Genomic DNA, 21,638 nt, shown 5'->3' on the forward strand with positions numbered 1-21,638 from the left:
ACCTCGACGCCCCGCACCTCACGCCCGTCCACGACCCCGTCTCGCACCTCGCGTACGCGGCGCGCGGGAGCGACGTGCGGCACACCGTCTGCGCCGGCGAGGTGTTGATGCGCGACCGAGAGGTGCTGACGCTCGACGCCGATGCGGTTCAGGAGCGCGCGGCCGAGGCCGCCGCCGACCTCGTCGACCGCGTCGACCAATAGCGATCGCGTCGACGAACGGGAGCGCCGCGACGAAGCGAGCACACCAGCGAATAGCGAGCGCGGTCGCACCGCGTCCGAGCCGCGTCCGAGCCGCGGACCGGCGTCATCGGCGCTCGGATCGGAGGCAATATGGACCGATTACCGCCGAAGTGCCGGTAAAACACAAAACTACCGACACAGAGCCGCTAAGTCGGATAAAATCCGGTTTAAACCGGCTTAACTGAACTCTCTATTTATATGTAGAGGGCCAGTGGCCTCAGGTGGACATGAGAGAACGCACGACAGCCATCCTACTGGTCGCGGTCGTCGCGCTCGGCGCGATGACCGGCGTCGCCGCCGCCGACGGCCACCTCCAAGTGGCCGTCGACGACGACGGCGAGCAGCCGACGGTTACGGTGACAGACGAGAACGGCACCGCGGTCGAGAACGCCACGGTCAACGTGAGCGTGGTCGACGCGGAGAACGAGTCGTACGCGGGAGCGGGCGAGTACGAGACGGACGCGAACGGCACCGTCGACCTCCCCGTCCCCGAGCAGGACGTGACGGTCGAGGTGACCGCCACCGCCGAGAACGACTCCGTCTCCGCGACGGCCGATCTGGAGGCGCCCGACGGCCTCGAAGTCGACGTCGAGAACACCGACGGCGAGCCCGTCGTCACGGTCACCGACAACGACACCGCGGTCGAGAACGCCTCGGTGAACGTCACGACCGCCGACGAGAACGCCAGCTACGCCGGCACGGGCGACTACGCGACCGACGAGAACGGCACGGTCACGCTCCCCGCCGCCGAGGAGGACGTCACGATCGACGTGACCGCCGAGCACGAGAACGACTCCGTCTCGACGACGGTCGACCTCGAGGCGCCCGAGGGCCTCGAAGTCGACGTCGAGAACACCGACGGCGAGCCCGTCGTCACGGTCACCGACGACGGCGAGGCCGCCGAGAACGCCTCCGTGAACGTCACCACCGCCGACGGTCAGAACGTCACCTACGTCGGCGAGGGCGACTACGAGACCGACGCGAACGGCACGGTCACGCTCCCCGCCGCCGAGGAGAACGTCACGGTCGACGTGACCGCCGAGTTCGGGAACGGCACCGTCTCGACGACGGTCGACCTGACGACCGGCGAGGGGGCCGCGGAGGACCGGCCGTTCGGACAGCTCGTCCGCGAGTTCGTCGAGCAGATCGGCGACCGCGAGGGCGGCATCGGCGACGCCGTCTCGGACTTCGTGACGGAGAACAACCCGGGTAACGCGCCGGACCACGCGGGCGGCCCCGGCGGCCCGGACGACGCCGAGAATGACACCGCCGAGAACGAGAGCGACGCGCCCGGTAACGGCAACGGCAACGCGCCCGACCACGCGGGGCAGGGCAACGACGGCGAACAGGGTCCCCCGGAGCACGCCGGTAACGGCGACGACGAGGGCGACGACGCGGACGACGCGGACGACGCGGACGACGACGCGGAAGAAGAGAGCGACGCGGAGGATGACGACGAGGAAGCGGACGACGACGAAGACGATGACGACGACGGCGCTGGCGGCCCGGGTAACGGGAACGGCAACGGCCCGCCGTAACTGACGCGCGAGCGACGCGGTAACCGAGACGCGACCGACGCGGATCCCTTTTCAGCGTTTTCAACGCGACCCGGTGTCGGCAGGGTTTAGTGCGCCGTGAGCGAACCGAGAGGCATGAGCGAAACCGCGTATCCGCCGGTGGCGAAGCACCTCTCGGACCTCGAGACGGCCCGGGAGGAGGGGCGCCGGAAGATGGACTGGGCGCTCCAGCACATGCCGATCCTGAATGCGCTCCGCGAGGAGTTCGTCGACGAGCAACCGCTCGCGGGCGAGACGATCGCGATGGCGATGCACGTCGAGGCGAAGACGGCGAACCTCGTCGAACTGCTCGCCGACGGCGGCGCCGAAGTGGCGATCACCGGGTGCAACCCGCTCTCGACCCACGACGACGTGTCGGCCGCGCTCGACACCCACGAGTCGATCACCTCCTACGCGGTCCGCGGCGTCGACGACGAGGAGTACTACGACGCGATGCACGCCTGCATCGCCCACGACCCGACCGTCACCGTCGACGACGGGATGGACATGGTGAAGCTCGTCCACGAGGAGTACCCCGAGCTGATCGACTCCATCGTCGGCGGCGCCGAAGAGACGACCACGGGCGTCCAGCGCCTGCGCGCGATGGACGCCGACGGCGAGCTCAAGTACCCCGTCTTCGCCGTGAACGACACGCCGATGAAACAGCTGTTCGACAACGTCCACGGGACCGGCGAGTCGTCGCTCGCGACCATCGCGATGACGACGAACCTCTCGTGGGCCGGCAAGAACGTCGTCGTCGGCGGCTACGGCCAGTGCGGGAAGGGCGTCGCGAAGAAGGCCGCGGGCCAGAACGCGAACGTCATCGTCTGCGAGGTCGACCCCCGCAAGGCGCTGGAGGCGCACATGGAGGGCTACGAGGTGCTGCCGATGCGGGAGGCGGCGAAGAAGGGCGACGTGTTCATCACGACGACCGGCAACCGCGACGTGATCACCCGCGAGCACTTCGAGGAGATGGACGACGGCGTCCTCCTCGCCAACGCCGGCCACTTCGACGTCGAGGTGAACCTCGACGACCTCGACGACCTCGCCGTGGACCGCTACGAGGTCCGCGACGGCGTCGAGGGGTTCGAGCTGGACGACGGCCGCGTCCTCAACGTGCTCGCCGAGGGGCGGCTCGTCAACCTCGCCGCGCCCATCTCGCTCGGCCACCCGGTCGAGGTGATGGACCAGAGCTTCGGCGTCCAGGCGGTCGTCGTCCGCGAGCTGGCCGCGAACGGCGGGAGCTACGAGCCCGGCGTCCACGACGTGCCCGACGAGCTCGACCGCGAGGTCGCCGAGATCAAGCTCGCCGCGGAGGGCGTCGAACACGACGACCTCACCGACGAGCAGCGCGAGTACATGGACAGCTGGGAGCACGGGACCTAACGCGGCGGCGGCGTTTATAATCAGATTTGTGCGGTGGCGCGCGCCTCCGAGTGGCCGACAGGCCACGAGGAGCGCGTGCGAGGGACGCGGCGACCGGAGGGAGCCGCGAGGCTGGGGAGGCGTGTGGTGCGGTCGCGGTGTGGTCGGGTGGGACTCAAAGGGGCAGCCGCGAAGGCGGGCGCAGGCGACGTAAGCACCGTAGCGAGGGAGTGAGCGAAGCGAACGACCGAGTGAGGCGCGCAGCGAGCGTGCGCCCGCCTTCGCGGCTGGGGCTTTGGAGGCGTTCTCCGCCGATCCATCCCCGATCATTTATAAACAGTCGACCGCGCTTCCTTTTTGAGCGACAACCACGTACGAGTAGTAGTGACAGTCACGAGCGTCCACGACCCGAGCCACCGCGAGGCCCTCTGGGAGCTGGAGGACGCCTTCGAGCGCGGCGACCTGATCAGCGTCTTCGGGCGCTGCACGGTCAGTTACGAGGGCCGCGCCGCGTCCGACCTCGGCGCCGGCGACCGCCTGCTCGTGTTGAAGCCCGACGGGGCCGCCCTCGTGCACACCGACGAGGGACACCAGCCCGTGAACTGGCAGCCCCCGGGATCCGAGCACCACGCCGCGGTCCGCGAGGGGCGGCTCCGGGTGCGTTCGACGCGCACCAACCCCGACGAGACGCTCACGGTCCGCTTCGACCGGGTCCACCAGCTCTCCGCGATGGCGGTCACCGGCGGGCGCGACCTCGCGCTCCACGGCAGCGAGGAGGACCTCCGGACCCGGATCCTGGAGCGCCCCGAACTCGTCGAACCGGGGTTCGAGCCGAAGGCGACCGAGCGCCCCTCCAGCGCCGGCCCGATGGACGTGTTCGGCGTCGACGGCGACGGCAACCCGGTCGTCGTCGAGCTGAAGCGCCGGCGGGTCGGCCCGGACGCTGTCGGCCAGCTCGCGCGGTACGTGCGGGCGCTCCGCGAGGAGTTGGGGCCGGCGGACGCCGACGCCGACGGCGACGCGCTCGGCGACGGCGACGCGCTCGGCGACGGCGACGGCGGGACCATCGTCCGCGGAGTCCTCGTCGCGCCCTCGGTCACGGACCGGGCCGCCGAGCGGCTGGCGGACCAGGGGTTCGATCACGTCGCGCTCGAACCGACGCCCGAGGAGTGAGGCGGCGAGCGCCGTGAAACGGACCGACGACGCCGCGGTATCGAAGGGTTTATCGCCGCAGCGCGGGCTACATCGGGCAAGTAGCCATGTCTGACAAACCCGCCTCTATGTATCGGACGATCGACAAGCCGTCGTTCACCCGCCGCGAGTACATCACCGGGATCCCCGGCTCGAAGATCGCCCAGCACAACATGGGCGACCTCTCCGCCGAGCCGGACGACTACCCCGTCCAGATCAGCCTCCGCGTCGAGGAGGAGCTCCAGATCCGCCACGGCTCGCTCGAGAGCGCGCGCCTCTCGGCGAACCGTCACCTGATCAAGGAGCTCGGCGAGGGTAACTACAAGATGACCCTCCGCAAGTTTCCCCACCAAGTCATCCGGGAGAACAAGCAGGCGACCGGCGCCGGCGCGGACCGCGTCTCCGACGGGATGCGGCAGGCGTTCGGCAAGCCGGTCGGGACGGCCGCCCGCCTGAACGCGGACGACATCGTCTTCACCGCCTACTGCGACGTCGAGCAGGCGTCCGTCGTGAAGGAGGCGTTCCGGCGCGCGTACAACAAGCTCTCGCCCCCGTGCCGGATCACGGTCGACCGCGGCGAGAAGCTCCTCGTCTCGTAACCCCGCCGGTCTTTTTCGAGGCGCGGTTCTCACGCCCCGAGCGGTGCGGCCGGACGCGGTGACGCGAGAGCCGCCGCACGGCGAGCCGAACTCCTGAAATACCTTCCTCGCGTATCAACGGCCAGTGTCACAGCAGTTGGCCGAGGTCGAGACGCTGTTCCTCCACGAGGCGCGGAGCGACTACACCGTCGTCGCGAACCGGGACGGGAACAGGGTGCTCCGCGGGCGGCTCGAACTCAAGGAGACCTCCGCGGGCCCGCGCCCGGGGAAGTTCCGCGTGATCCGCGACGGCGAGGACCACCCCCGCCGTCCGGACGAGTTCGTCGACCTCGCCCGCGCGGCCGACCGGATCCGCATCTCCGAGCAGACGTCGCCGGAGAACCGGAAGCGGCTGGAGGCGATGCTCGACGGCTACCAGCTGGAGGCGATGGCCGTCCGGACTTGCCGTCGCTGCGCGAACGACGGGCGATACGGGCCGATCACGAGCGAGACCGCGGTCGAACACAACGACGAGCTGATCTGCCGGGACTGCGCCCGCAGAGAGCTCGAACGGGAGCTCTCGTATAAAGGCGAGTTCACGGGCGCCGCCGAGGAGCGGTTGGAGGAGCTACTCTACGAGTCCGGCGACCTCGATCGGATCGTCAACCTCCTGCAGGGCGGGCTCGACCCCGACCTCACCAAGTACGACGAGGTCTCCGCCAACGTCGACGACGTGAGCCCCGTGCGCACCGAGGACCTCGATCTCCACTCGGACCTCTCCGCGCACCTCCAGGGGCGCTTCGAGGAGCTGCTCCCGGTCCAGAGCCTCTCCGTGCGAAACGGCCTCCTCGAGGGGGACGACCAGCTCGTCGTGAGCGCGACCGCGACGGGGAAGACGCTGGTCGGGGAGCTGACCGGGATCGACCGGGCGCTGAAGGGGGAGGGGAAGCTCCTCTTTCTGGTCCCGCTCGTCGCGCTCGCCAACCAGAAGCACGAGGACTTCAAAGACCGCTACGGCGACCGGCTCAACGTCTCGATCCGCGTCGGCTCCTCGCGCGTGAACGACGACGGCAACCGCTTCGACCCGAACGCCGACGTGATCGTCGGCACCTACGAGGGGATCGACCACGCGCTCCGGACGGGGAAGGACCTCGGCGACGTCGGCACCGTCGTCATCGACGAGGTCCACACGCTGAAGGAGGGCGAGCGCGGCCACCGGCTCGACGGCCTCATCTCCCGGCTGAAGTACTACAGCGAGAATCGGATGGAGACGCACTCGGGATACGGCGGCACGCAGTTCGTCTACCTCTCCGCGACGGTCGGGAACCCGGAGTGGCTCGCCGAGAAGCTCCGGGCGACCCTCATCGAGTACGAGGAGCGCCCCGTTCCCATCGAGCGGCACGTCACCTTCGCGGACAGCCGTGAGAAGGCGCAGATCGCCGACAAGCTCGTGAAGCGGGAGTTCGACACGAAGTCGTCGAAGGGGTACCGCGGACAGACGATCGTCTTCACGAACTCCCGGCGGCGCTGCCACGAGATCAGCCGGAAGCTCCGATACGACTCCGCGCCGTACCACGCCGGCCTCGACTACAAACGCCGGAAGCAGGTCGAACGCCAGTTCGGGAACCAGGACCTCTCCGCGGTCGTCACCACCGCGGCGCTGGCCGCCGGCGTCGACTTCCCCGCCTCGCAGGTGATCTTCGACTCGCTGGCGATGGGGATCGAGTGGCTCTCCGTCCAGGAGTTCTCCCAGATGCTCGGGCGCGCCGGACGGCCGGACTACCACGACCGCGGGCGCGTCTACCTCCTCGTCGAGCCCGACGGCGTCTATCACAACTCCATGGACCGCACCGAAGACGAGGTCGCGTTCACCCTGCTGAAAGGGGAGATGGAGGACGTGGCGACCCACTACGACGAGGCCGCCGCCGTCGAGGAGACGCTGGCGAACGTCGTCGTCGCCGGCAAGAAGGCCAAGCGGCTCAACGACCGGATGATCGGCGAGGTGCCGACGAAACACGCGATCGGGAAGCTGCTGGAGTGGGAGTTCATCGACGGCTTCGATCCGACGCCGCTCGGCCGCGGCGTCACGCGGCACTTCCTCGCGCCCGACGAGGCGTTCTTCATCCTCGACGCGATCCGGACGGGAACGGACCCGTACCAGATCGTCGCCGATCTCGAACTGCGCGACGACGAGGAGTGAAGCGGCAGGCCGTCGCGGGGCGGCCGCGGTTGAGAACAGCCTTGACCGCGCAACGAAACGCTTTACCGGCCGATGCGGGTATGTGCAGGTACGGGGCCGTGGGGTAGTGGTATCCTCGCTGCCTTGGGTGCAGTGGACCTGAGTTCGACTCTCAGCGGCCCCATCTACTACTCTTCGCCGTCACAGACGATCTGCGCAAGCTCCTTATACAGCTCTGGATGGTGTTTTTCGAGAACCGCTAGATCGGTCTGGAGTTCTTCGTGTATTCGGTTCCGAATTCGAGACACAGCTTGATACTGGTTCGAGCTGGCCGTCTCTGATCTGAGATGTTCGCGTTCGGTTTCGGTGAGGAGAGCGCGTGTTCGGGCCACACTCAGTTTACGCACCAATCTGGTAATTGTTTGGCGCTGTTCGATCGGCATAGTTTGCAAATACACAAATGTAAGTGCCATGACTTTCAAACGGGATAACGAATCACGGCAGATATGGAATCACACAGGCAAGGCGATCTCACCGAACAAATCGTCATTACGGAACTGAAGAAGCGCAATATTAGCGTATCAACGCCGGTAGGCGACAACGAAAGATACGACGTTATCTTGGAAAAACCAGACGGCGGTCTGCTGCGCGGACAGATCAAAACGGGGCGATTGAAAGACGGGGTAATTCGATTCAAAGGAGTAAGTCAACACACGAATTCGTCCGGGCATGTGTACAAGGAGTACGGCGACGATGTCGACTGCTTTCTCGTATACTGCGACGAAACAGAGGAGACCTATTTTATCGATTCAGAGGAAGTTGGTACCTCGATGCACTTGCGCATCGACACGCCTACTCGAAAGACCAGTCAGATCAATTGGGCTGATGACTATCGGCTCGATCACCAGTGGCCACCCGACGGCCACAACGAGGGTGACTCAGCGGTCTCTGCAGCTATCGATGCGCTTGAGAGCGTAGAGGGTTCGGTGTATATTGATCCGATCAGAGAGGACAGCCGGAATCTGTTGTTCGTGGACACAGACGGTGAAACACATCGGATCGGAGTCGAAACCGGATGGATCGTGAATGGCCGGGTCCGGTTCACGCCGAGTAATTCCGCAGAGTACCATCTCGTATACTGCGATGGCTTGGACGATTTGCTGTCTGTACATACTGATGAGTTTAATGAATCAATCTCTTTCCGGGTAGACAGCGAGAATACGCGAGGGACCAGATCGAATCCAGTAGATGAGTACGAGTTCGGGAACAACTGGCCACCAGTAGTCGTCGGGACTTCGCAGACGGATCCGACGCCGGAGCTGTCCCAGTTCATCAGTAGACTGCGAGAGGGGCAAGTGTCGTACAGCCGCGTGGAGTGCAGCGATAAAAAGACGGCAGAGGTCCACAGTAAGCAGTTGGACTTCCGAATCTGCGTCGAAACAGCGTGGATCGAGAACGGGCTACTCCGGTTCAACGCGAGCGGCGATAATGCCGATTATTATTCGCTCAAGAATCCTGAAAAAGAAGAGTGGTATCTCGTGTCAGATGATTCGTTCGGGGATTCTGTCTCTCTGCGAATAGATCCGCCCGAAAAAGAGGATAGTCGGATCAATTTTGCAGAGGATTACCTGTTAGAAAAGATGTGGCCAGTATAGACAGACACATGATTCGGTGACCCTTCTGAGAGTCGAGTCACCGAGTGGAAACCTTACCGCTCTAACACCGTCCCGCTGGCGCCGACGGCGTAGTCGCGGGCGCCGTCGAACGCCGCGACGGCGCGGAGGTTCTGTCCGGAGGGCGTGTCGACGACGCCCCAGGCGCCGTCATCGCGCTCGACGACGGTGCCGCTTCCGCCGACCGCGACGCCGCCGGCGTCGCTCGTGACCACGTCTTTGAGACCGGCCTCTGCGATCCGGTCCGACCGCCACTCGACGCCGTCGTAGACGTAGAGGGATCCGCCGCCGCCGACCACGGTCGCGTCGTCGGGGGCGTCGGCGTCGAGGCCGGCGAAGGTCGTGTCGGCGTTCTCTATGCCGAACGCCTCCCACGTCGGGCCGTCGTCGGTGCCGAACACCGTGCCGTTCGTGTCGATCAGGGTTCCCGCGCGGGCGCCGTAGAACTCGACGGCGGGGATCCCGGAGCCGGAACCGGGCGTGAGGTGGTTCCAGGTACCCTCCTCGCCGTTGTCGAAGCTGTAGTACACCAGCCCGGAGTCGTCGACGACGTACACGTCCGCGTCGCCCGCGGGACCCGTGACGGCGACGGAGTTGAACTGGTTGGAGGCGCCCGTCGGCTTGGACCGGTCGATCAGGTTCCCGGTCGTCACGTCGTACTCGCCGACGGCGCCGCTGTTGCCGACGAACCAGAGCCGCTCGCCGTCGTCGGTGACGGCGGCGCCGTACAGCCCGTTGCCGTTGCCCGTGGGCCCGCCGCGGAACACCGTCTCCCAGCCGGCCGCCGTCCGCTCGATCAGGACGCCGCCCGCGCCGACCGCGTGCGGGTTCGTCGCCGTGTACCGGACGTCGTGGAGGGTCCCGTCGACCGGCGTCTCGGCGACGGTCCAGTCGGAGGACGAGGTCTCCTCGGCCGACGCGACGGCGGGGACGGCGGCGGCCGCGATCGATGCGCCTGCGAGCTTCACGACCGAACGTCGAGTGTGTCGGCTCATCGCAGTTCGGCGTTGGTCCGGGGCGGGTGTAAAAACCGAGAATATTAGGCCCGAATTAAAGTTGATTACCTCGGTTTTATCGCGTCAACGGACGGTGGTTTGAAGTAAGCGAACGCAACCGCGAGAGGATTGAAGGAGGCGTTCGCGGTCGGCGCGAGGAGCCTCGGCTCGATGTCGGCGCGCTCTGGAGCGGGCCGAGTCGCGCGCTCCGAGGCGGCGGGGCGATCGGACCGCCGCCTTTCGAAATCCTTTTGTCTCGAATCGGCGTTGGTCCGAGTGCGAGCCGCCTTAGCTCAGACTGGGAGAGCACTCGACTGAAGATCGAGCTGTCCCCCGTTCAAATCGGGGAGGCGGCATTTTCCTGCGAACTCGTGAGGGAGCGAAGCGACTGAACCGTGAGCAGTGAAAATGTTCCCGACCCGATTTGAGCAGACGAGTCGCGAGCCCGAGCGGGGCGAGGGCGAGCGTCTCGGCGAGTTCAAATCGGGGAGGCGGCATTGTTTTTGTGGGAACTAAGTTCGGAAGCGCCGACTAAAGATCGAGCTGTCCTCCGTCCCCGCGAGCGCAGCGAGCGGGGGCTCGGAAGACGAGCGGAGCGATGTCTTCCGGTGTTCAAATCGGGGAGGCGGCATGTTCCAAACCCGTGAGGAGGGCGAACCGTCGGGAAAACGGATCGGTCGAAGCCGGGGGAACGCTCATTAGTCGCCCGTCGGTATCCGCTCGGGTGAGAGACGACGTCGACGCCGACGGCACCGACGACCGCACCGGCCCGCTCGCGAGACGGAAGCGCCGCCTCCGCCGCGTGATGGGAACGATATACGCCGTCGCGGGTATGACCCACTTCCTCGCGCCGGACTCGTTCGCCCGGGCCGTCCCGCCCGAGTTCCCGCGACCGCGAGCGCTCGTCTACTGCTCCGGGATCGCGGAGCTCGCCCTCGGGATCGGACTGCAGTTCGACCGGACGCGGCGGGCGTCGGCGTGGGGGATCGTCGCGCTGCTGGTCGCCGTCTTCCCGGCGAACGTCTACATGGCGACCGACGACGTCGCGGCCGATCTCGTTCCCGACCGGTTCGCCGGGGTCTCGCGGGCGGCCGCGTGGGCGAGACTTCCGTTTCAGGCCGTGCTAGTGCTGTGGGCGTGGTGGCACGCGCTCCCGGAGTCGGAGCCCGAGGGCGACGCAGAGGTCGAGGCGGGAGGGGCGACGGAGCCGACGGGCTAGGGCCCGGGTCGAAGCGGCGTCGTACAGCGACGGCAGTAGTCGAATCCCGACTCGTTGGCCGCGCCGCAGTTCGGACAGGTCGCGGCCGGTCCGTTCGAGTCGTCGCGCTCCTCGACCGCCGCGCGGTCGCCCTCCGAACCGGCCGACGGCCGCCCACCGTACTCCTCGTCTTCCGTGTACTTCTCCATCTCGCCGGCCTGCCGACGGGTCCGGCGGTCGCGCCCCTCGCGGACGATCCCGCGGAGCACGCGGAACCCGAGCCCTAACGCGACGAGCAGCAGCGTCCCCACGACCGCGAGGTACACCGGGCCGAGGTCGATCACGCGGTTCCTACGGGCCGGAGGCATAGATATTGTGGGGTGATCGCACGGACCAAGGTCCACTGCGGCCGCGGCGGGTCAGTACCGAAGCGTGGCGTCGAGGATGCCGGCGGTCTGTCCGAGTCCGACGACCGCGATCCCGACCGCGGTCCACGTCGGCGAGGGTGCGGCCGGGATCGCGACCGCGCCGGCGACGCAGCAGGCGACGCCGGCGTCGTAGATCCGCGCGCCCGCCTCGACGCGGCGTCCGGTGTACGCGAACCCGGCCGCGGGGAGGAGCGCCCAGCCGTACAGCGAGACGGCCAACAGGGCGGTCGGGGAGGTCCCGGTGTCGCCGAGCGCGAGGAATCCCGCGAGGCCAGCGAGCGTCGCGGGCGTGCCGGCGAGGATCACGAGCTTCCACGCCCGGAGCACGCCGCTCGCCATGTCGCGCCACGAGGCGATCACGAACGCGACGAGCAGGACGCTCATGACGACGTGGGCGACGAACAGGGCGCGCGTCGAGACGACGTCGAGCGCCGTCGCGGCGACGACGGTCCAAGCGGCGGGGACGAGCAACGCCGGTCCGTTCTCCCTGAGCGATCGAAACACGACACGCCGATCGCGGCGGGCGAACATAAACGTCCCTCCGCCGGCGGCCGGATCCGGAGAACCGACGGATCGGTCGGTGTGACGCGATAAGTCCCAGAGCGCGGGCACCGATCGCCTCAAAAATAGCCCACAACGACAACAATCGTTCGGCTTCACCCGTGGTAACTGTACACTCGCAATCCTTATGCCCGAACGGGGCGTCCGCTAGGATGCAATGGCGACCGGAAAGGTTGATTTCTTCAACGACACTGGCGGCTACGGATTTATTGAGACTGACGACGCTGACGACGACGTGTTCTTCCACATGGAAGACGTCGAAGGGCCGGACCTCGAAGAGGGCCAGGAGCTCGAGTTCGACATCGAGTCCTCGCCCAAGGGGCCGCGCGCGTCCAACGTCGTTCGGCAGTAAGCCGATCCGATAAGGCGGGTCGGTCCGGCTGACGCCGAACACGGCTCTGACACGCGACAACGAGACTTTTGCCCGCTCCGGACTCACGTCCGACGCGGGTACTTATCACGACACCGAGCGTCGCCGCCGCCGATCGGTTCGGCCGGTGACGGCGAGCGGTGGCGTCGAAGTATCGGCGTACAACGGCCGGAGACGGACGACTCAGATGTGCTGCCCGAAGAGCCCGCGGCCCTTCGTCACCTCAACGTCTCCCTCGACCTTCGTCTGACAGGCGAGTCGGACGTCGTGGCTCGGGTGGTGCGGCGGGAACCAGAGGCGGGCCTTCTCCTTCTTGCCGGGTTCGCTCACCTCGCCGTCGACCTGGACCGCACAGGACCCGCACGACCCCGCACCCCGGCAGTTGAGCTGTTTCATCTTGCCGTTGTACACGGAGAGTCCGGCCTCCTTCAGCACGTCGCGTAACACGGCGCCTTTCTCGCACTCGATCTCCTCTCCCTGATAGGATACGGTCGGCATGTCCGAAGGTACGCGACCGATCCACAAAGAGTCTATGTACTGCGGTCGGGGATAGCGTCCCGCGCGGGACCGCGGTTCGAAACGGCCGCCCGACGAGACGGGCGTACGCCGGGCGTCAGACGCCGGACGGGGCGTTTTTTACCCTCGGCACCGCAGGACGGACATAATGGGACTCAGGTGTCTGCTCGGGCACGACTTCGACGAGCCCGAACTACGGCGCGAGCGCGAGGAGGACGGGAACGAGGTCGTCACGACCGTCACCGAGGTGAAGACCTGCGCTCGCTGCGGTGAGACGCAGGTCGTGAGCGAGAACACCGAGGTCACGACGATGGAGCAACTGACCGACGAGGCCGTCGCGGGCGCCGAAACGGCGGGGGCCGGGGCGACCCCGGGCGTCGACGACGACCGCGGCGCGACGGGCGGCGTCGGGGCGGACGTCGTCGGAACGGACGCCGTCTCGATGGACGCCGCGGCGACGGACGACGGGGCGGGCGAGGCGGGCCCAACGGTCGACGCGACCGACGACGTCGACGACGCCGTGATCATCGACGACGGACCGGCCGCGGCGGCCGACGACAGACCCGAAGACGGTGCCGCGGACGCGGACGACGAGGGAGACGCGCCCGCGGAGGACGAGGACGCGGAGCTCCTCGAATCGGGCCCGGACGACGAGGCGGGCTCGCTGGGGGGCGGCGACGAGTACGCGGAGTACCCCGAGGTCGAGACCGCGGAGTCGACGGAGGGCGACGAGCGGGACGCGGCGACCGACGACGGCGTGATCCTCGACGAGGCGGACGAGCCGGCGGCCGACCGCGAGCGCGGGGCGTGGCCGGAGGTCGACGAGGCGGACGAGCCGGAGCCGTCGACGACGGCGTGGCCCGAACAGCGCGGGGAGGACGAGGGGTTCAGCGCGGAGGTCGGCGACGGCGACGCCGGCGGCGTGGAGTTCGGGGGCGGTCTCACCCCCGAGGCGGCCGAGTCGGCGGACGGAGACGGAGACGCGGAGTACGTCGAGGCGCCGGAGCGCGACGCGGACGAGGTCGGCGGCACGATCGAACCGCGGGGCGAGGAGGCGGAGCCGGTCGACGCCGGAACGGGGATCACCCGCGCGGAGACCCCGGACCTCTCGACGTCGACCTCGGAGACGACGACGGAGTACCACTGCCCCGAGTGCGGGATGACCCGGGACGCCGACGGCAACTCCATGCGCGCGGGCGACATCTGCCCCGAGTGCAAGCGCGGCTACGTCACCGAGCGGCCGATCTGATCGGCGCCGGAGGGGTCTCGTAACGGCCTGAACACCCCGTGACGAAACTGGTTTACGCCCCCCTGTCGAACGGTCGCGGCATGAAGGAGTACAAGATGCGCCGCGGCGAGCATCTGGACGATCGCATGCCCGACCTGAAGGGCTCCATCGAGGACTACTTCGGCGAGGTCTCCGACACAGAGGAGTGGCAGGGCCACGAGCTGTACGTGGTCGAAGACCCCGACAATCCCGTTTTCGAACGAATCGTGGCCGGTGCCGCCGAGTACGGTGGAAAGAAGGACAAGCTCGCGGTCCACTTCGAGGAGCGGCCCGCCGAGGACGTCATCGCCGAGGGGAACGCCGACGCCGCCGCCGACGCGGTCGACGCGAAAAACGAGTTCCTGCTGGAGGCGACTGGCCGCGACGCGAAGTCCCGCCGCGACTCGCTGAAGCGCGAGGTCGAGGACGACGCGCCCGACTACTGAGTCGAGCCCGGGCCCCCGCCGCTATTTATACGATCGGTCGTTCGTGCCGACGAGCGCGCCCGCGTCGTCGATCTCGGTGACCGAGCAGTTGTCGGCCGACAGCTCCGTGAGCGACCGCACCACCGAGAGGTCTCTGCGCTCGCCGACGACGAGCCGGATCGGGTTCACGTGCGTGACGGCGACGACGGTCCCCTCGCGGGCGCGCAGATCCGCGACCGCGTCGAGAACGCGGTCGCGGACGGAGAGCCAGCTCTCGCCGCTCTCCGGCTCGCGCTCGGCCGCGGCCCGTCCGTTCTCCAGCAGGTCGAACGCGGGGAAGCGCTCGAAGAAGGAGCCGGAAGAGAGGCCTTGAAACACGCCGAAGTCGCGCTCGCGGAGCCGCGGGTCGGTCTCGAGTTCGACCCCGGCCGCCGCGGCGATCGGCTCGGCGGTCGCCACGGTCCGCGCGAGGTCCGAGGCGACGACCGCGTCGACCGCGTGGCGCTCAACGAGGGCGTCGGCGACCGCCGCGGCCTCCTCGCGTCCGGCGTCGGAGAGCCCGACGGGCGCCCACCCCTGGATCCGACCCGCCTCGTTCCACTCGGTCGTCCCGTGTCTGACGAACAGCGTGCTCACGGTTCACTCTCGGCGTCTCGTATCAAGGGCCTTTCGTCGTCGGAGCCGCGTCCCAGTCAGCGTTCGAGCGACCGCGTCAGCGCGAAGACGAACAGCGCGATGAGGAACGCGCCGACGAACCCCTCCAGGGTGGCGGCGAGCCGGACGGCCAAGTCGGACTGCTCCGTGCCGCCGCCGAGGATCAGCGCGACGAACGACTCCAAGCTCAACAGCCCGTACCCGAGGACGCCCCCGTACGGAGGTTCGGGGAGCAGCACGGCGAACGCCCCCGCGAAGACGAACACGACGCTCCCGGAGAAGGTGAGCACTCGGCCGGGGCGTTCGCCGTAGCCGGAGCTGAGGTCGAACAGCGCGTTCGAGACGTAATCGGACGCGGCGGCGAGGCGCTTCCGTGGCGGCCCGCGGGCGCGGGCCTCTTTCCGGTGGACCCGTCGACGCTGGAGCATCTCGTTCCGGAAGAACCGAGAGGCCGCGTTCGTGTCGCCGACGCGGTTCGCGCCGTTGCGCGCGAGCACGTAGGTGGTGACCAGCGTCTCGGCGTCGGGGACCTCCGCGTCGACGTCGGCGATCACCGGGGCGATCGCGCTCTGTAACTCGCCGCGCGCGGCCGCCTTCCCCGGGTCGTGCGCGGGGTATGCGTCGGGGTCGACCCGGGCGAGCGCGGCGCGGACGTCGGGGTCGCGGAGGGCGACGACGGCGGTCGGCGCGGGGCTCACCGCGTCCCCGCCGTCCGAGGCGACCGCCGCGAGGCCGCGAACGAGGCCCACCCGGTCGCTCTCTCGGTCGTCGAACGGTTCCGGGAGGGCGGATTCGCGGGACGACTCGGCCTCTCCGGCGATCGCGGCGAAGTCGACACGGGCCCCGACGAGGGTCGCGACCGCGTCGACCGGATCGGCGGCTGAGAGGGCGTCCCGGAACCCCTCGAACGTCGCGGCCGCCGCGAGGAGGTCGTCCGCGAGCGCCATCGCGTCGGCGGCGACGGTGGCCGTCGCGAGCCCGCGGTAGCCGGTGCCGTCGCCGTCGACGGTCTCCGGGACCTCGTGGATCCGCCAGTCGGCCGCCTCGAAGGCGTCGCGGTTCCGTCCGAAGACGAAGCCGTCGAACGTCGTCTCGACGAGGTGGAGGCGGTCGGTGGACCCGCCGTTCGTCCCGAGTCGGACGTCGCCGAGCGTGGCGTTCCGGAGGTCGTACCCGACGGGACCGCTCGCTGTCGGCTGCGAGAGCGAGCCGGCGCCGACGGTCACACCGCGCAGCCGCGCAACCGGGAACGTCGTGTCGGCGAGCCGCGGCGTGCAGGTCAACGCGCCCGCGACGGTCGTGCCCGAGAGGTCGAGGCAGCCGTCGACGACCGGACCGGGAAGGGTGCCCGTCCGCGCCTCCGCGAGGTCGGCGTCGCCGCCGATCCGGCCGTTCCGGACCGAGAGGTTCCCGGCGACGATCGCGGGGCCGAGCGTCGTCGACTCGTCGTCGACGGCGCCGAGCCAGAGCGAGTCGTCGAGGTCGACGGCGTCGAGCCGGAGGTCGCCCCCGACGTGGAGGTCGTTCAGCAGGAGCGCCCCCCGGCTCCGGAGGTGTTCGAGCACGACGTGCGAGCGCACCTCGGTGAGTCGGAGCGTGAGCTCGGAGGTGTTCGCGTGGTGGCGCTCGCCCCGGAGCGTGAGTCCCGGGCAGTAGAGCCGCCCCTCGACCGCGCCGCGCTTGAACTCGAACCGGCCGTCGACGACGCACTCCGTCGCCTCGACGTCGCCGTTCACGACCGCGTCGGTGAGCACGAGGCGCCCGCCGACGCGCGCGTCGTCGAACCGCACCGGTGTGGAGGCGGCGTCACCGACCGGGGGGCCGCCGTCGGCGGGTCGCTCCGCCGCGTCGACGGCCCCGATCCACAGGCCGTCGGCGTCCGGGTCGACCCGCGCGTCGGGGTGCGTCGCCGGGCCGAGCGCGGACTCGCGAAGCGAGCAGTCGCCGTCGACGACGCAGTCGGTCGCGTCGACGGTCCCGATCCGCGACCCACCGAGGTCGAAGTCCGCCTCGATCCGCGCGTCGTGACAGTCGAGCGCACCGATTCGAGCGCCGCGGAGGTCGAGCGGGTGTGTGTCGCCGCGCTCGATCAGCTCGTCGGAGAGGTCGAGCGCCGAGAGGCGGGCTCCGACGAACCGCTTCCGCTCGCGGGCGAAGCGCCGCTCGCCGAGGTCAATCGCGAACAGGTCGGCCTCGGGCGTCGCAGAGAGGGATTCGAGTAGCTCGCCGGCGGCGTCCCCGTTCGAGAGCGCGTCGGGGTCGTGGAACGCGCAGTGATCGCCTCCCTCGACGGCCGTTCGCGGGCAGCGCCAGTCGTCGGCGAGGTCGCCGGGGACGGAGACCTCGTCGGCGTCGAAGGTACACCGGGGCATAGGCGAAGGAGTCGGAGGCGATACATAAACGCTCGGCAGCCGATGCGGCGCCGAGGCGGCGCCGAGGCGGCGCGGTCGTGGCGATGCGCGGCGGAGTCTCGTGGACGACAACCTATTGACCGCGGACCGGGTACTGTGACCGAATGCGACAGGACCCGATCCCGCCGGCGGTCGCCGACCGGCTGTCGACCGCGGCCCGTCGCCTGCGAGCGGCCCGCCGGAACGCGCTCGAGCGAGTCGCCGTCGAGGAGACGGAGTGGGAGTACGCGGGCCGGACGTGGTCGTGGCCGGCGGGGGAGGCGCGCACGTACTTCCACGAGCTCGCGCCGGGCGAGCGCGAGGTCCTCGACGAACTGACCGCGGAGCTGGAGCGGCTCCGCGAGGCGGGAGCGGCGGCGGAGGCGACCGCGTCGGGGGCGACGTCGACGGCGGACGTCGTCGGGGTCGGCACGGGTCGCGTCGCCGTCGGGATTCCCGGATCGATCGGCGGGGACCCGAGGACGTCCGACGGGGATGCCAAGCCGACCGACGGAACTCCGAAGCCGACCGACGGAACTCCGAAGCCGACCGACGGAACTCCGGAGCCGACCCACGGGGATCCGCTCGTCGCGAAGCTGGCGCGGTACGGTCCCTCGGCGGAGATGGGCGACGGGCGCCCGCAGAACCGACGAGAGCGACGGATCTGGTCGGCGGTCGAGTCGCACCCGTTCCTGCCCGTCCTCGACGGCGACCCCGACGGCGACTGGATCGTCATGCCGCGGGCGGAGGTCCCCCCAGAGGAGCCGGTCCGCGAGGAGGCGCTCGACCGCGTTCGGAGGGCGCTGGCGCCGCACCGCGACCGGTTTCACTTCGACGAGCTCAAGCCGGAGAACGTCGGCGCGTACCGCGGTCGGTACTGGATCGTCGACTACGGCCGCCCGACCGGCGAACCGTTGTTCGTCGATCCGCCGGGCGAACCGGAGCCGCCCGAGGCGGACGCGGCCGGAACGCCGGCTGAGGACGACGCGGAGGCAAGGGAGAACCGTAAGGATCGATCGTAAGAAAATTAATTCAGAACTGAGTTAAAACTTCGACAGCTTTATCCGGGCGGGCGGCGAAAGGGAGGTATGAGCATAGAAACGGTGCTACTGGCGGTCGGAACCGAAGACGAGGAACAAACAGAGCAGCTCGCGAAGGAGGCCATCGCGGTCGCCGAGCCCGCGGGGGCGGAAATCGTGTTGACCCACGTGTTCTCGGACGAGGAGTTCGACGGAATCCGGTCGAAGCTCGGGGTCAACCCGACGAGCGAGGGGTCGACGCCGAACGCGGTCGCGGAGCGGCACACCACGACGCGGGCGCTCGCGAAGGCGCTCGACGAGGCCGGCGTCTCGTACACGATCCGCGGCGCGGTCGGCGATCACGCCGACGAGGTCGTCGAGGCGGCCTCGGCCGTCAAGGCCGACCGCGTGGTGGTCGGCGGGCGGCGCCGGTCGCCGACCGGGAAGGCCGTCTTCGGCAGCGTCGCTCAGGAGGTCATCCTCTCGGCGCCGTGCCCGGTGACCTTCGTGCGGGAAGTCGCCGCCTGAGTGACCGACCCGTCTCCGCGCGCCGGTCAGGGCGACACCTCGCCGCCCTCACCGCGCGCCGAACGGGACGAACCGCCTCGGGAAGCGTCCCGCTTAAGTGACACCGGTCCGCCGTTCTAGCCGATGTATTACGTGGGCGTCGACCTGGGGGCGACGAACGTCCGGGCGGTCGTCGGCGACGGCACCGCGACGGTCCTCGGATCGGACGCGCAGGGGACCCCTCGCGGTCCGAACGGGATCGCCGTGACCGAGGCCGTGCTGAGCGTCGTCCGGGGGGCGTGCGCGGCCGCCGAGATCGACCCGACCGAGGTCGTCGCGGCCGGGATCGGCTCGATCGGCCCCCTCGACCTGGCGGCCGGGGTCGTCCAGGGGCCGGCGAACCTCCCGGACACGGTCGAACGCATCCCGCTCGTCGGGCCCGTCTCGCAGCTTCTCGGCACCGACGAGGTCCACCTCCACAACGACACCGTCGCCGGCGTCATCGGCGAGCGGTTCCACGCCGAGCGCAACCCGGACGACATGGTGTACCTCACGATCTCCTCGGGGATCGGCGCCGGGGTCGCCGTCGACGGCAACGTGCTCTCGGGGTGGGACGGGAACGCCGGCGAGGTGGGCCACATGACCGTCGACCCGCACGGGTTCATGACCTGCGGGTGCGGGCTCGACGGGCACTGGGAGGGGTACTGCTCCGGAAACAACATCCCGAAGTACGCCCGCGAACTCCACGCCGAGGACCCGATCGAGACGTCGCTCCCCGTCGAGGACCCGGACTTCTCCGCGGTCGACGTGTTCGAGGCGGCGGGCGAGGACGTCTTCGCCGACCACGTGATCGACCAGGTGGCCCACTGGAACGCCATGGGCGTCGCCAACGTGATCCACGCGTACGCCCCGCTCGTCGTGAGCGTGGGCGGTGCGGTCGCGCTCAACAACCCGGACCGGGTGCTCGACCCGATCCGAGAGAAGCTCTCCGACATGGTGTTCATCAACGTCCCGGAGGTCAAGCTCACCGACCTCGGCGACGAGGTCGTCGTGAAGGGGGCGCTCGCGAGCGCGCTCACCGGCGGCACGGGCGACCGGTCGCGCGTGGACTCGCCGCCGGAGTGATCGGTTTTTAAAAACGGCCGTCGTCAATCCTCGAACTCCGTGAGCTCCGGCTCGACGTCCGGGCCGACCGCGTCTCGCGTCTCCACGTACGCGTCCCGGTACCGCCAGATCTTCCGGAGGAGGACGTAGCCGAACGCGCCCTGGAACAGGAGGACGAAGAGGAACAGCGCCGGGAGCCGCGGGATGGGAGTGAGCGCGGGGATCACCGAGGTCACCGGGCCGACGAGGGTGTTGTACAGCCCGTGGATCGCGGCCGCGATGACGAGCCCCTTCACCACGATCGGACCGCGGTTCTCGGGGTTGAACTTCGCGAGTCCGAGGTAGTACCCCGCGAACGCCGAGTAGACGACGTGGCCCGGCCCCGCGAGCGCTCGCAGCGCCGTGATCCCGTCGCCCGCGCCGAGGACGGCGAGCCCGAGCGTCAGCTCCGACATCTCGACCGTCCGGGCGATGTACACGAGGTTCTCGATGACGACGAAGCCGAGGCCGGCGATCGCCCCGTACACCGCGCCGTCGACGACGGCGTCGAACCGGTCGTCAGTGTACGCGTACAGCCGGACGGCGAGCAGCTTCACCGTCTCCTCGACGGGACCGACGATGACGAAGAAGAAGAGGACGATCCCGGGGAAGCCGAGCGGGGAGAAGAGCGGCTGCGCGTAGCTGTTGAGCACCGCGGCGAACGTCGCCGTCAGGATAGACAGCAGGAACGTCGCCACGAGCAGGGAGAGCGGCTCCGCGGTCGTGACGTCGGAGACGTACACGTACGCGGCGAGCCCGAACGCCGGGATCGCCGAGAGCCCGACGAGCATGGCGACGGCGGGGTCGAAGACCAGCCCGAGGCCGAACGACCCGAGGATGGCGAGGAGCCCCAGAAGCGCGACGAACACGACGAGCGCCTTCGCGGAGCGGGTGATGAGCCAGTACAGCGCGACCGAGAGCCCGTCGAGAGAGGTGCGCTCCTCCCACGTGGCGACGTCGTAGAGGTCGCGGTCGTCGTCGGCGCGCGACTGGACCGGGTCCGACCGGGATGGCATACGCCCCGGTTCGGCCCGGGATGACTTAAGCCGTGGCCGGACCGCGGCCGATCGGGAGTCGTCCTCCGGCGGGACCCGCCCCGCGCCGAGCCGATGGAGTTGAAACCGCGGCGCCCGAAGGGCCGGTATGCACTTCGACCGACGGACGCAGCGAGCGCTCCGCGAGGCGGGGCTCGACGCGGACGCGATCGCGGACGCCNNTCGCCGAGGACGCCGACCGCCTGCGGGCGTTCTTCGCCGCCGACGGCCCGTACTACTCGGACATGGAACTGGCCCACAGCACCGCCGACCGGCAGGAGCACCCGACCGCGGACGTCGACCTGTTCACCCACGGGAGCGACCTCCGCGGCTACCTCTCGCTCGAC

The 21,638-nt window shown here is 69.0% G+C and carries 20 protein-coding genes, 2 tRNA genes and 2 pseudogenes; 17 read left to right on the forward strand and 7 right to left on the reverse strand.

Going from position 1 to position 21,638, the window contains the following annotated elements; all coding sequences use genetic code 11:
• The 8 genes and pseudogenes from DJ81_RS16415 to DJ81_RS16455 all read left to right on the forward strand — a co-directional run.
• Positions 1 to 203 (forward strand): annotated as a pseudogene (locus DJ81_RS16415) (amidohydrolase); the annotation flags it as partial.
• 266 nt (positions 204 to 469) lie between these two features.
• Positions 470 to 1,780, forward strand: coding sequence for a DNA primase (locus tag DJ81_RS16420; RefSeq protein ID WP_094590643.1), 1,311 nt, complete (start codon positions 470 to 472; stop codon positions 1,778 to 1,780).
• Positions 1,781 to 1,894: 114 nt separating this feature from the next.
• Positions 1,895 to 3,184, forward strand: coding sequence for an adenosylhomocysteinase (locus DJ81_RS16425; RefSeq protein ID WP_094590625.1), 1,290 nt, complete (start codon positions 1,895 to 1,897; stop codon positions 3,182 to 3,184).
• Positions 3,185 to 3,547: 363 nt separating this feature from the next.
• On the forward strand, positions 3,548 to 4,336 hold the full coding sequence (nucS, locus tag DJ81_RS16430; RefSeq protein ID WP_094590627.1) for an endonuclease NucS: 789 nt from the start codon (positions 3,548 to 3,550) through the stop codon (positions 4,334 to 4,336).
• Between the two features lie 86 nt (positions 4,337 to 4,422).
• Positions 4,423 to 4,953, forward strand: a complete 531-nt coding sequence (locus tag DJ81_RS16435; RefSeq protein ID WP_094527611.1) for a 50S ribosomal protein L16 — start codon at positions 4,423 to 4,425, stop codon at positions 4,951 to 4,953.
• 124 nt (positions 4,954 to 5,077) lie between these two features.
• The gene (locus tag DJ81_RS16440) at positions 5,078 to 7,132 is read left to right on the forward strand and encodes a DEAD/DEAH box helicase (RefSeq protein ID WP_094590629.1); all 2,055 of its coding nucleotides are present in this window, start codon (positions 5,078 to 5,080) and stop codon (positions 7,130 to 7,132) included.
• 92 nt (positions 7,133 to 7,224) lie between these two features.
• Positions 7,225 to 7,295, forward strand: a tRNA-Pro gene (locus DJ81_RS16445).
• 322 nt (positions 7,296 to 7,617) lie between these two features.
• Positions 7,618 to 8,766: a group I intron-associated PD-(D/E)XK endonuclease gene (locus DJ81_RS16455; RefSeq protein WP_141212603.1), complete on the forward strand. Its 1,149-nt coding sequence runs from the start codon at positions 7,618 to 7,620 to the stop codon at positions 8,764 to 8,766.
• A gap of 53 nt (positions 8,767 to 8,819) precedes the next feature.
• Here the strand turns inward: DJ81_RS16455 and DJ81_RS16460 are convergent, their stop codons facing one another.
• Positions 8,820 to 9,779: a hypothetical protein gene (locus DJ81_RS16460; RefSeq protein WP_094527608.1), complete on the reverse strand. Its 960-nt coding sequence runs from the start codon at positions 9,777 to 9,779 to the stop codon at positions 8,820 to 8,822.
• Between the two features lie 282 nt (positions 9,780 to 10,061).
• On the opposite strand from DJ81_RS16460, the gene DJ81_RS16465 reads away from it, so the two are divergent.
• Positions 10,062 to 10,135: transfer RNA gene (locus tag DJ81_RS16465), tRNA-Phe, on the forward strand.
• A 368-nt stretch (positions 10,136 to 10,503) separates the two neighbouring features.
• A complete protein-coding gene (locus tag DJ81_RS16470) occupies positions 10,504 to 10,998 on the forward strand; it encodes a DoxX family membrane protein (protein WP_394338278.1) in 495 nt (164 codons plus the stop codon).
• Here the strand turns inward: DJ81_RS16470 and DJ81_RS16475 are convergent.
• Positions 10,995 to 11,321, reverse strand: coding sequence for a zinc ribbon domain-containing protein (locus DJ81_RS16475; protein WP_094590633.1), 327 nt, complete (start codon positions 11,319 to 11,321; stop codon positions 10,995 to 10,997). The two genes, DJ81_RS16470 and DJ81_RS16475, sit on opposite strands and share 4 nt — an antisense overlap.
• Before the next feature lie 75 nt (positions 11,322 to 11,396).
• Positions 11,397 to 11,936, reverse strand: coding sequence for a hypothetical protein (locus tag DJ81_RS16480; RefSeq protein ID WP_170938353.1), 540 nt, complete (start codon positions 11,934 to 11,936; stop codon positions 11,397 to 11,399).
• Between the two features lie 187 nt (positions 11,937 to 12,123).
• Here DJ81_RS16480 and DJ81_RS16485 point away from each other — a divergent pair, with 187 nt between their 5' ends.
• A complete protein-coding gene (locus tag DJ81_RS16485; protein WP_004048101.1) occupies positions 12,124 to 12,318 on the forward strand; it encodes a cold-shock protein in 195 nt (64 codons plus the stop codon).
• Between the two features lie 201 nt (positions 12,319 to 12,519).
• Here the strand turns inward: DJ81_RS16485 and DJ81_RS16490 are convergent, their stop codons facing one another.
• Positions 12,520 to 12,834, reverse strand: coding sequence for a 2Fe-2S iron-sulfur cluster-binding protein (locus DJ81_RS16490; protein ID WP_094524076.1), 315 nt, complete (start codon positions 12,832 to 12,834; stop codon positions 12,520 to 12,522).
• Between the two features lie 166 nt (positions 12,835 to 13,000).
• Between DJ81_RS16490 and DJ81_RS16495 the strand changes: the two genes are divergently transcribed.
• Together DJ81_RS16495 and DJ81_RS16500 are read left to right on the forward strand one after the other, a co-directional pair.
• Complete coding sequence (locus tag DJ81_RS16495) at positions 13,001 to 14,101, forward strand: hypothetical protein (protein ID WP_094590637.1); 1,101 nt, start codon at positions 13,001 to 13,003, stop codon at positions 14,099 to 14,101.
• An 80-nt stretch (positions 14,102 to 14,181) separates the two neighbouring features.
• Positions 14,182 to 14,565 (forward strand): DUF5611 family protein, encoded by a 384-nt coding sequence (locus DJ81_RS16500; protein WP_094524078.1) that lies wholly within the window; start codon positions 14,182 to 14,184, stop codon positions 14,563 to 14,565.
• A 21-nt stretch (positions 14,566 to 14,586) separates the two neighbouring features.
• On the opposite strand, the gene DJ81_RS16505 is transcribed toward DJ81_RS16500, so the two are convergent.
• Positions 14,587 to 15,180: a histidine phosphatase family protein gene (locus DJ81_RS16505; RefSeq protein WP_094524079.1), complete on the reverse strand. Its 594-nt coding sequence runs from the start codon at positions 15,178 to 15,180 to the stop codon at positions 14,587 to 14,589.
• 56 nt (positions 15,181 to 15,236) lie between these two features.
• Complete coding sequence (locus DJ81_RS16510) at positions 15,237 to 17,570, reverse strand: hypothetical protein (RefSeq protein WP_094590639.1); 2,334 nt, start codon at positions 17,568 to 17,570, stop codon at positions 15,237 to 15,239.
• A gap of 143 nt (positions 17,571 to 17,713) precedes the next feature.
• On the opposite strand from DJ81_RS16510, the gene DJ81_RS16515 reads away from it, so the two are divergent.
• From DJ81_RS16515 to DJ81_RS16525, 3 genes are all read left to right on the forward strand, one after another.
• Complete coding sequence (locus DJ81_RS16515; RefSeq protein ID WP_094590641.1) at positions 17,714 to 18,610, forward strand: hypothetical protein; 897 nt, start codon at positions 17,714 to 17,716, stop codon at positions 18,608 to 18,610.
• A 66-nt stretch (positions 18,611 to 18,676) separates the two neighbouring features.
• Positions 18,677 to 19,135, forward strand: a complete 459-nt coding sequence (locus DJ81_RS16520; protein WP_094527601.1) for a universal stress protein — start codon at positions 18,677 to 18,679, stop codon at positions 19,133 to 19,135.
• A 123-nt stretch (positions 19,136 to 19,258) separates the two neighbouring features.
• Positions 19,259 to 20,239: an ROK family protein gene (locus DJ81_RS16525; protein WP_094527600.1), complete on the forward strand. Its 981-nt coding sequence runs from the start codon at positions 19,259 to 19,261 to the stop codon at positions 20,237 to 20,239.
• Between the two features lie 23 nt (positions 20,240 to 20,262).
• On the opposite strand, the gene DJ81_RS16530 is transcribed toward DJ81_RS16525, so the two are convergent.
• Positions 20,263 to 21,273 carry a PrsW family intramembrane metalloprotease gene (locus DJ81_RS16530; RefSeq protein ID WP_094524084.1) on the reverse strand — a complete coding sequence of 337 codons (1,011 nt, stop codon included), beginning with the start codon at positions 21,271 to 21,273 and terminating at the stop codon, positions 20,263 to 20,265.
• 127 nt (positions 21,274 to 21,400) lie between these two features.
• Here DJ81_RS16530 and DJ81_RS19715 point away from each other — a divergent pair.
• Positions 21,401 to 21,638, forward strand: a pseudogene (locus tag DJ81_RS19715) (hypothetical protein); the annotation flags it as partial.

Source organism: Halorubrum sp. Hd13 (assembly GCF_002252755.1).
Lineage (GTDB): Archaea > Halobacteriota > Halobacteria > Halobacteriales > Haloferacaceae > Halorubrum.

Bases quoted from the DNA above. Each gene is read 5' to 3' on its own strand.
- DJ81_RS16525 (WP_094527600.1), top strand. From the start codon at position 19,259: ATGTATTACGTGGGCGTCGACCTGGGGGCGACGAACGTCCGGGCGGTC.
- DJ81_RS16495 (WP_094590637.1), top strand. From the start codon at position 13,001: ATGGGACTCAGGTGTCTGCTCGGGCACGACTTCGACGAGCCCGAACTA.
- DJ81_RS16530 (WP_094524084.1), bottom strand. From the start codon at position 21,273: ATGCCATCCCGGTCGGACCCGGTCCAGTCGCGCGCCGACGACGACCGC.
- DJ81_RS16485 (WP_004048101.1), top strand. From the start codon at position 12,124: ATGGCGACCGGAAAGGTTGATTTCTTCAACGACACTGGCGGCTACGGA.
- DJ81_RS16460 (WP_094527608.1), bottom strand. From the start codon at position 9,779: ATGAGCCGACACACTCGACGTTCGGTCGTGAAGCTCGCAGGCGCATCG.
- DJ81_RS16435 (WP_094527611.1), top strand. From the start codon at position 4,423: ATGTCTGACAAACCCGCCTCTATGTATCGGACGATCGACAAGCCGTCG.
- DJ81_RS16455 (WP_141212603.1), top strand. From the start codon at position 7,618: ATGGAATCACACAGGCAAGGCGATCTCACCGAACAAATCGTCATTACG.
- DJ81_RS16510 (WP_094590639.1), bottom strand. From the start codon at position 17,570: ATGCCCCGGTGTACCTTCGACGCCGACGAGGTCTCCGTCCCCGGCGAC.
- DJ81_RS16490 (WP_094524076.1), bottom strand. From the start codon at position 12,834: ATGCCGACCGTATCCTATCAGGGAGAGGAGATCGAGTGCGAGAAAGGC.
- DJ81_RS16420 (WP_094590643.1), top strand. From the start codon at position 470: ATGAGAGAACGCACGACAGCCATCCTACTGGTCGCGGTCGTCGCGCTC.
- DJ81_RS16520 (WP_094527601.1), top strand. From the start codon at position 18,677: ATGAGCATAGAAACGGTGCTACTGGCGGTCGGAACCGAAGACGAGGAA.
- DJ81_RS16500 (WP_094524078.1), top strand. From the start codon at position 14,182: ATGAAGGAGTACAAGATGCGCCGCGGCGAGCATCTGGACGATCGCATG.
- DJ81_RS16425 (WP_094590625.1), top strand. From the start codon at position 1,895: ATGAGCGAAACCGCGTATCCGCCGGTGGCGAAGCACCTCTCGGACCTC.
- DJ81_RS16480 (WP_170938353.1), bottom strand. From the start codon at position 11,936: ATGTTCGCCCGCCGCGATCGGCGTGTCGTGTTTCGATCGCTCAGGGAG.
- DJ81_RS16515 (WP_094590641.1), top strand. From the start codon at position 17,714: ATGCGACAGGACCCGATCCCGCCGGCGGTCGCCGACCGGCTGTCGACC.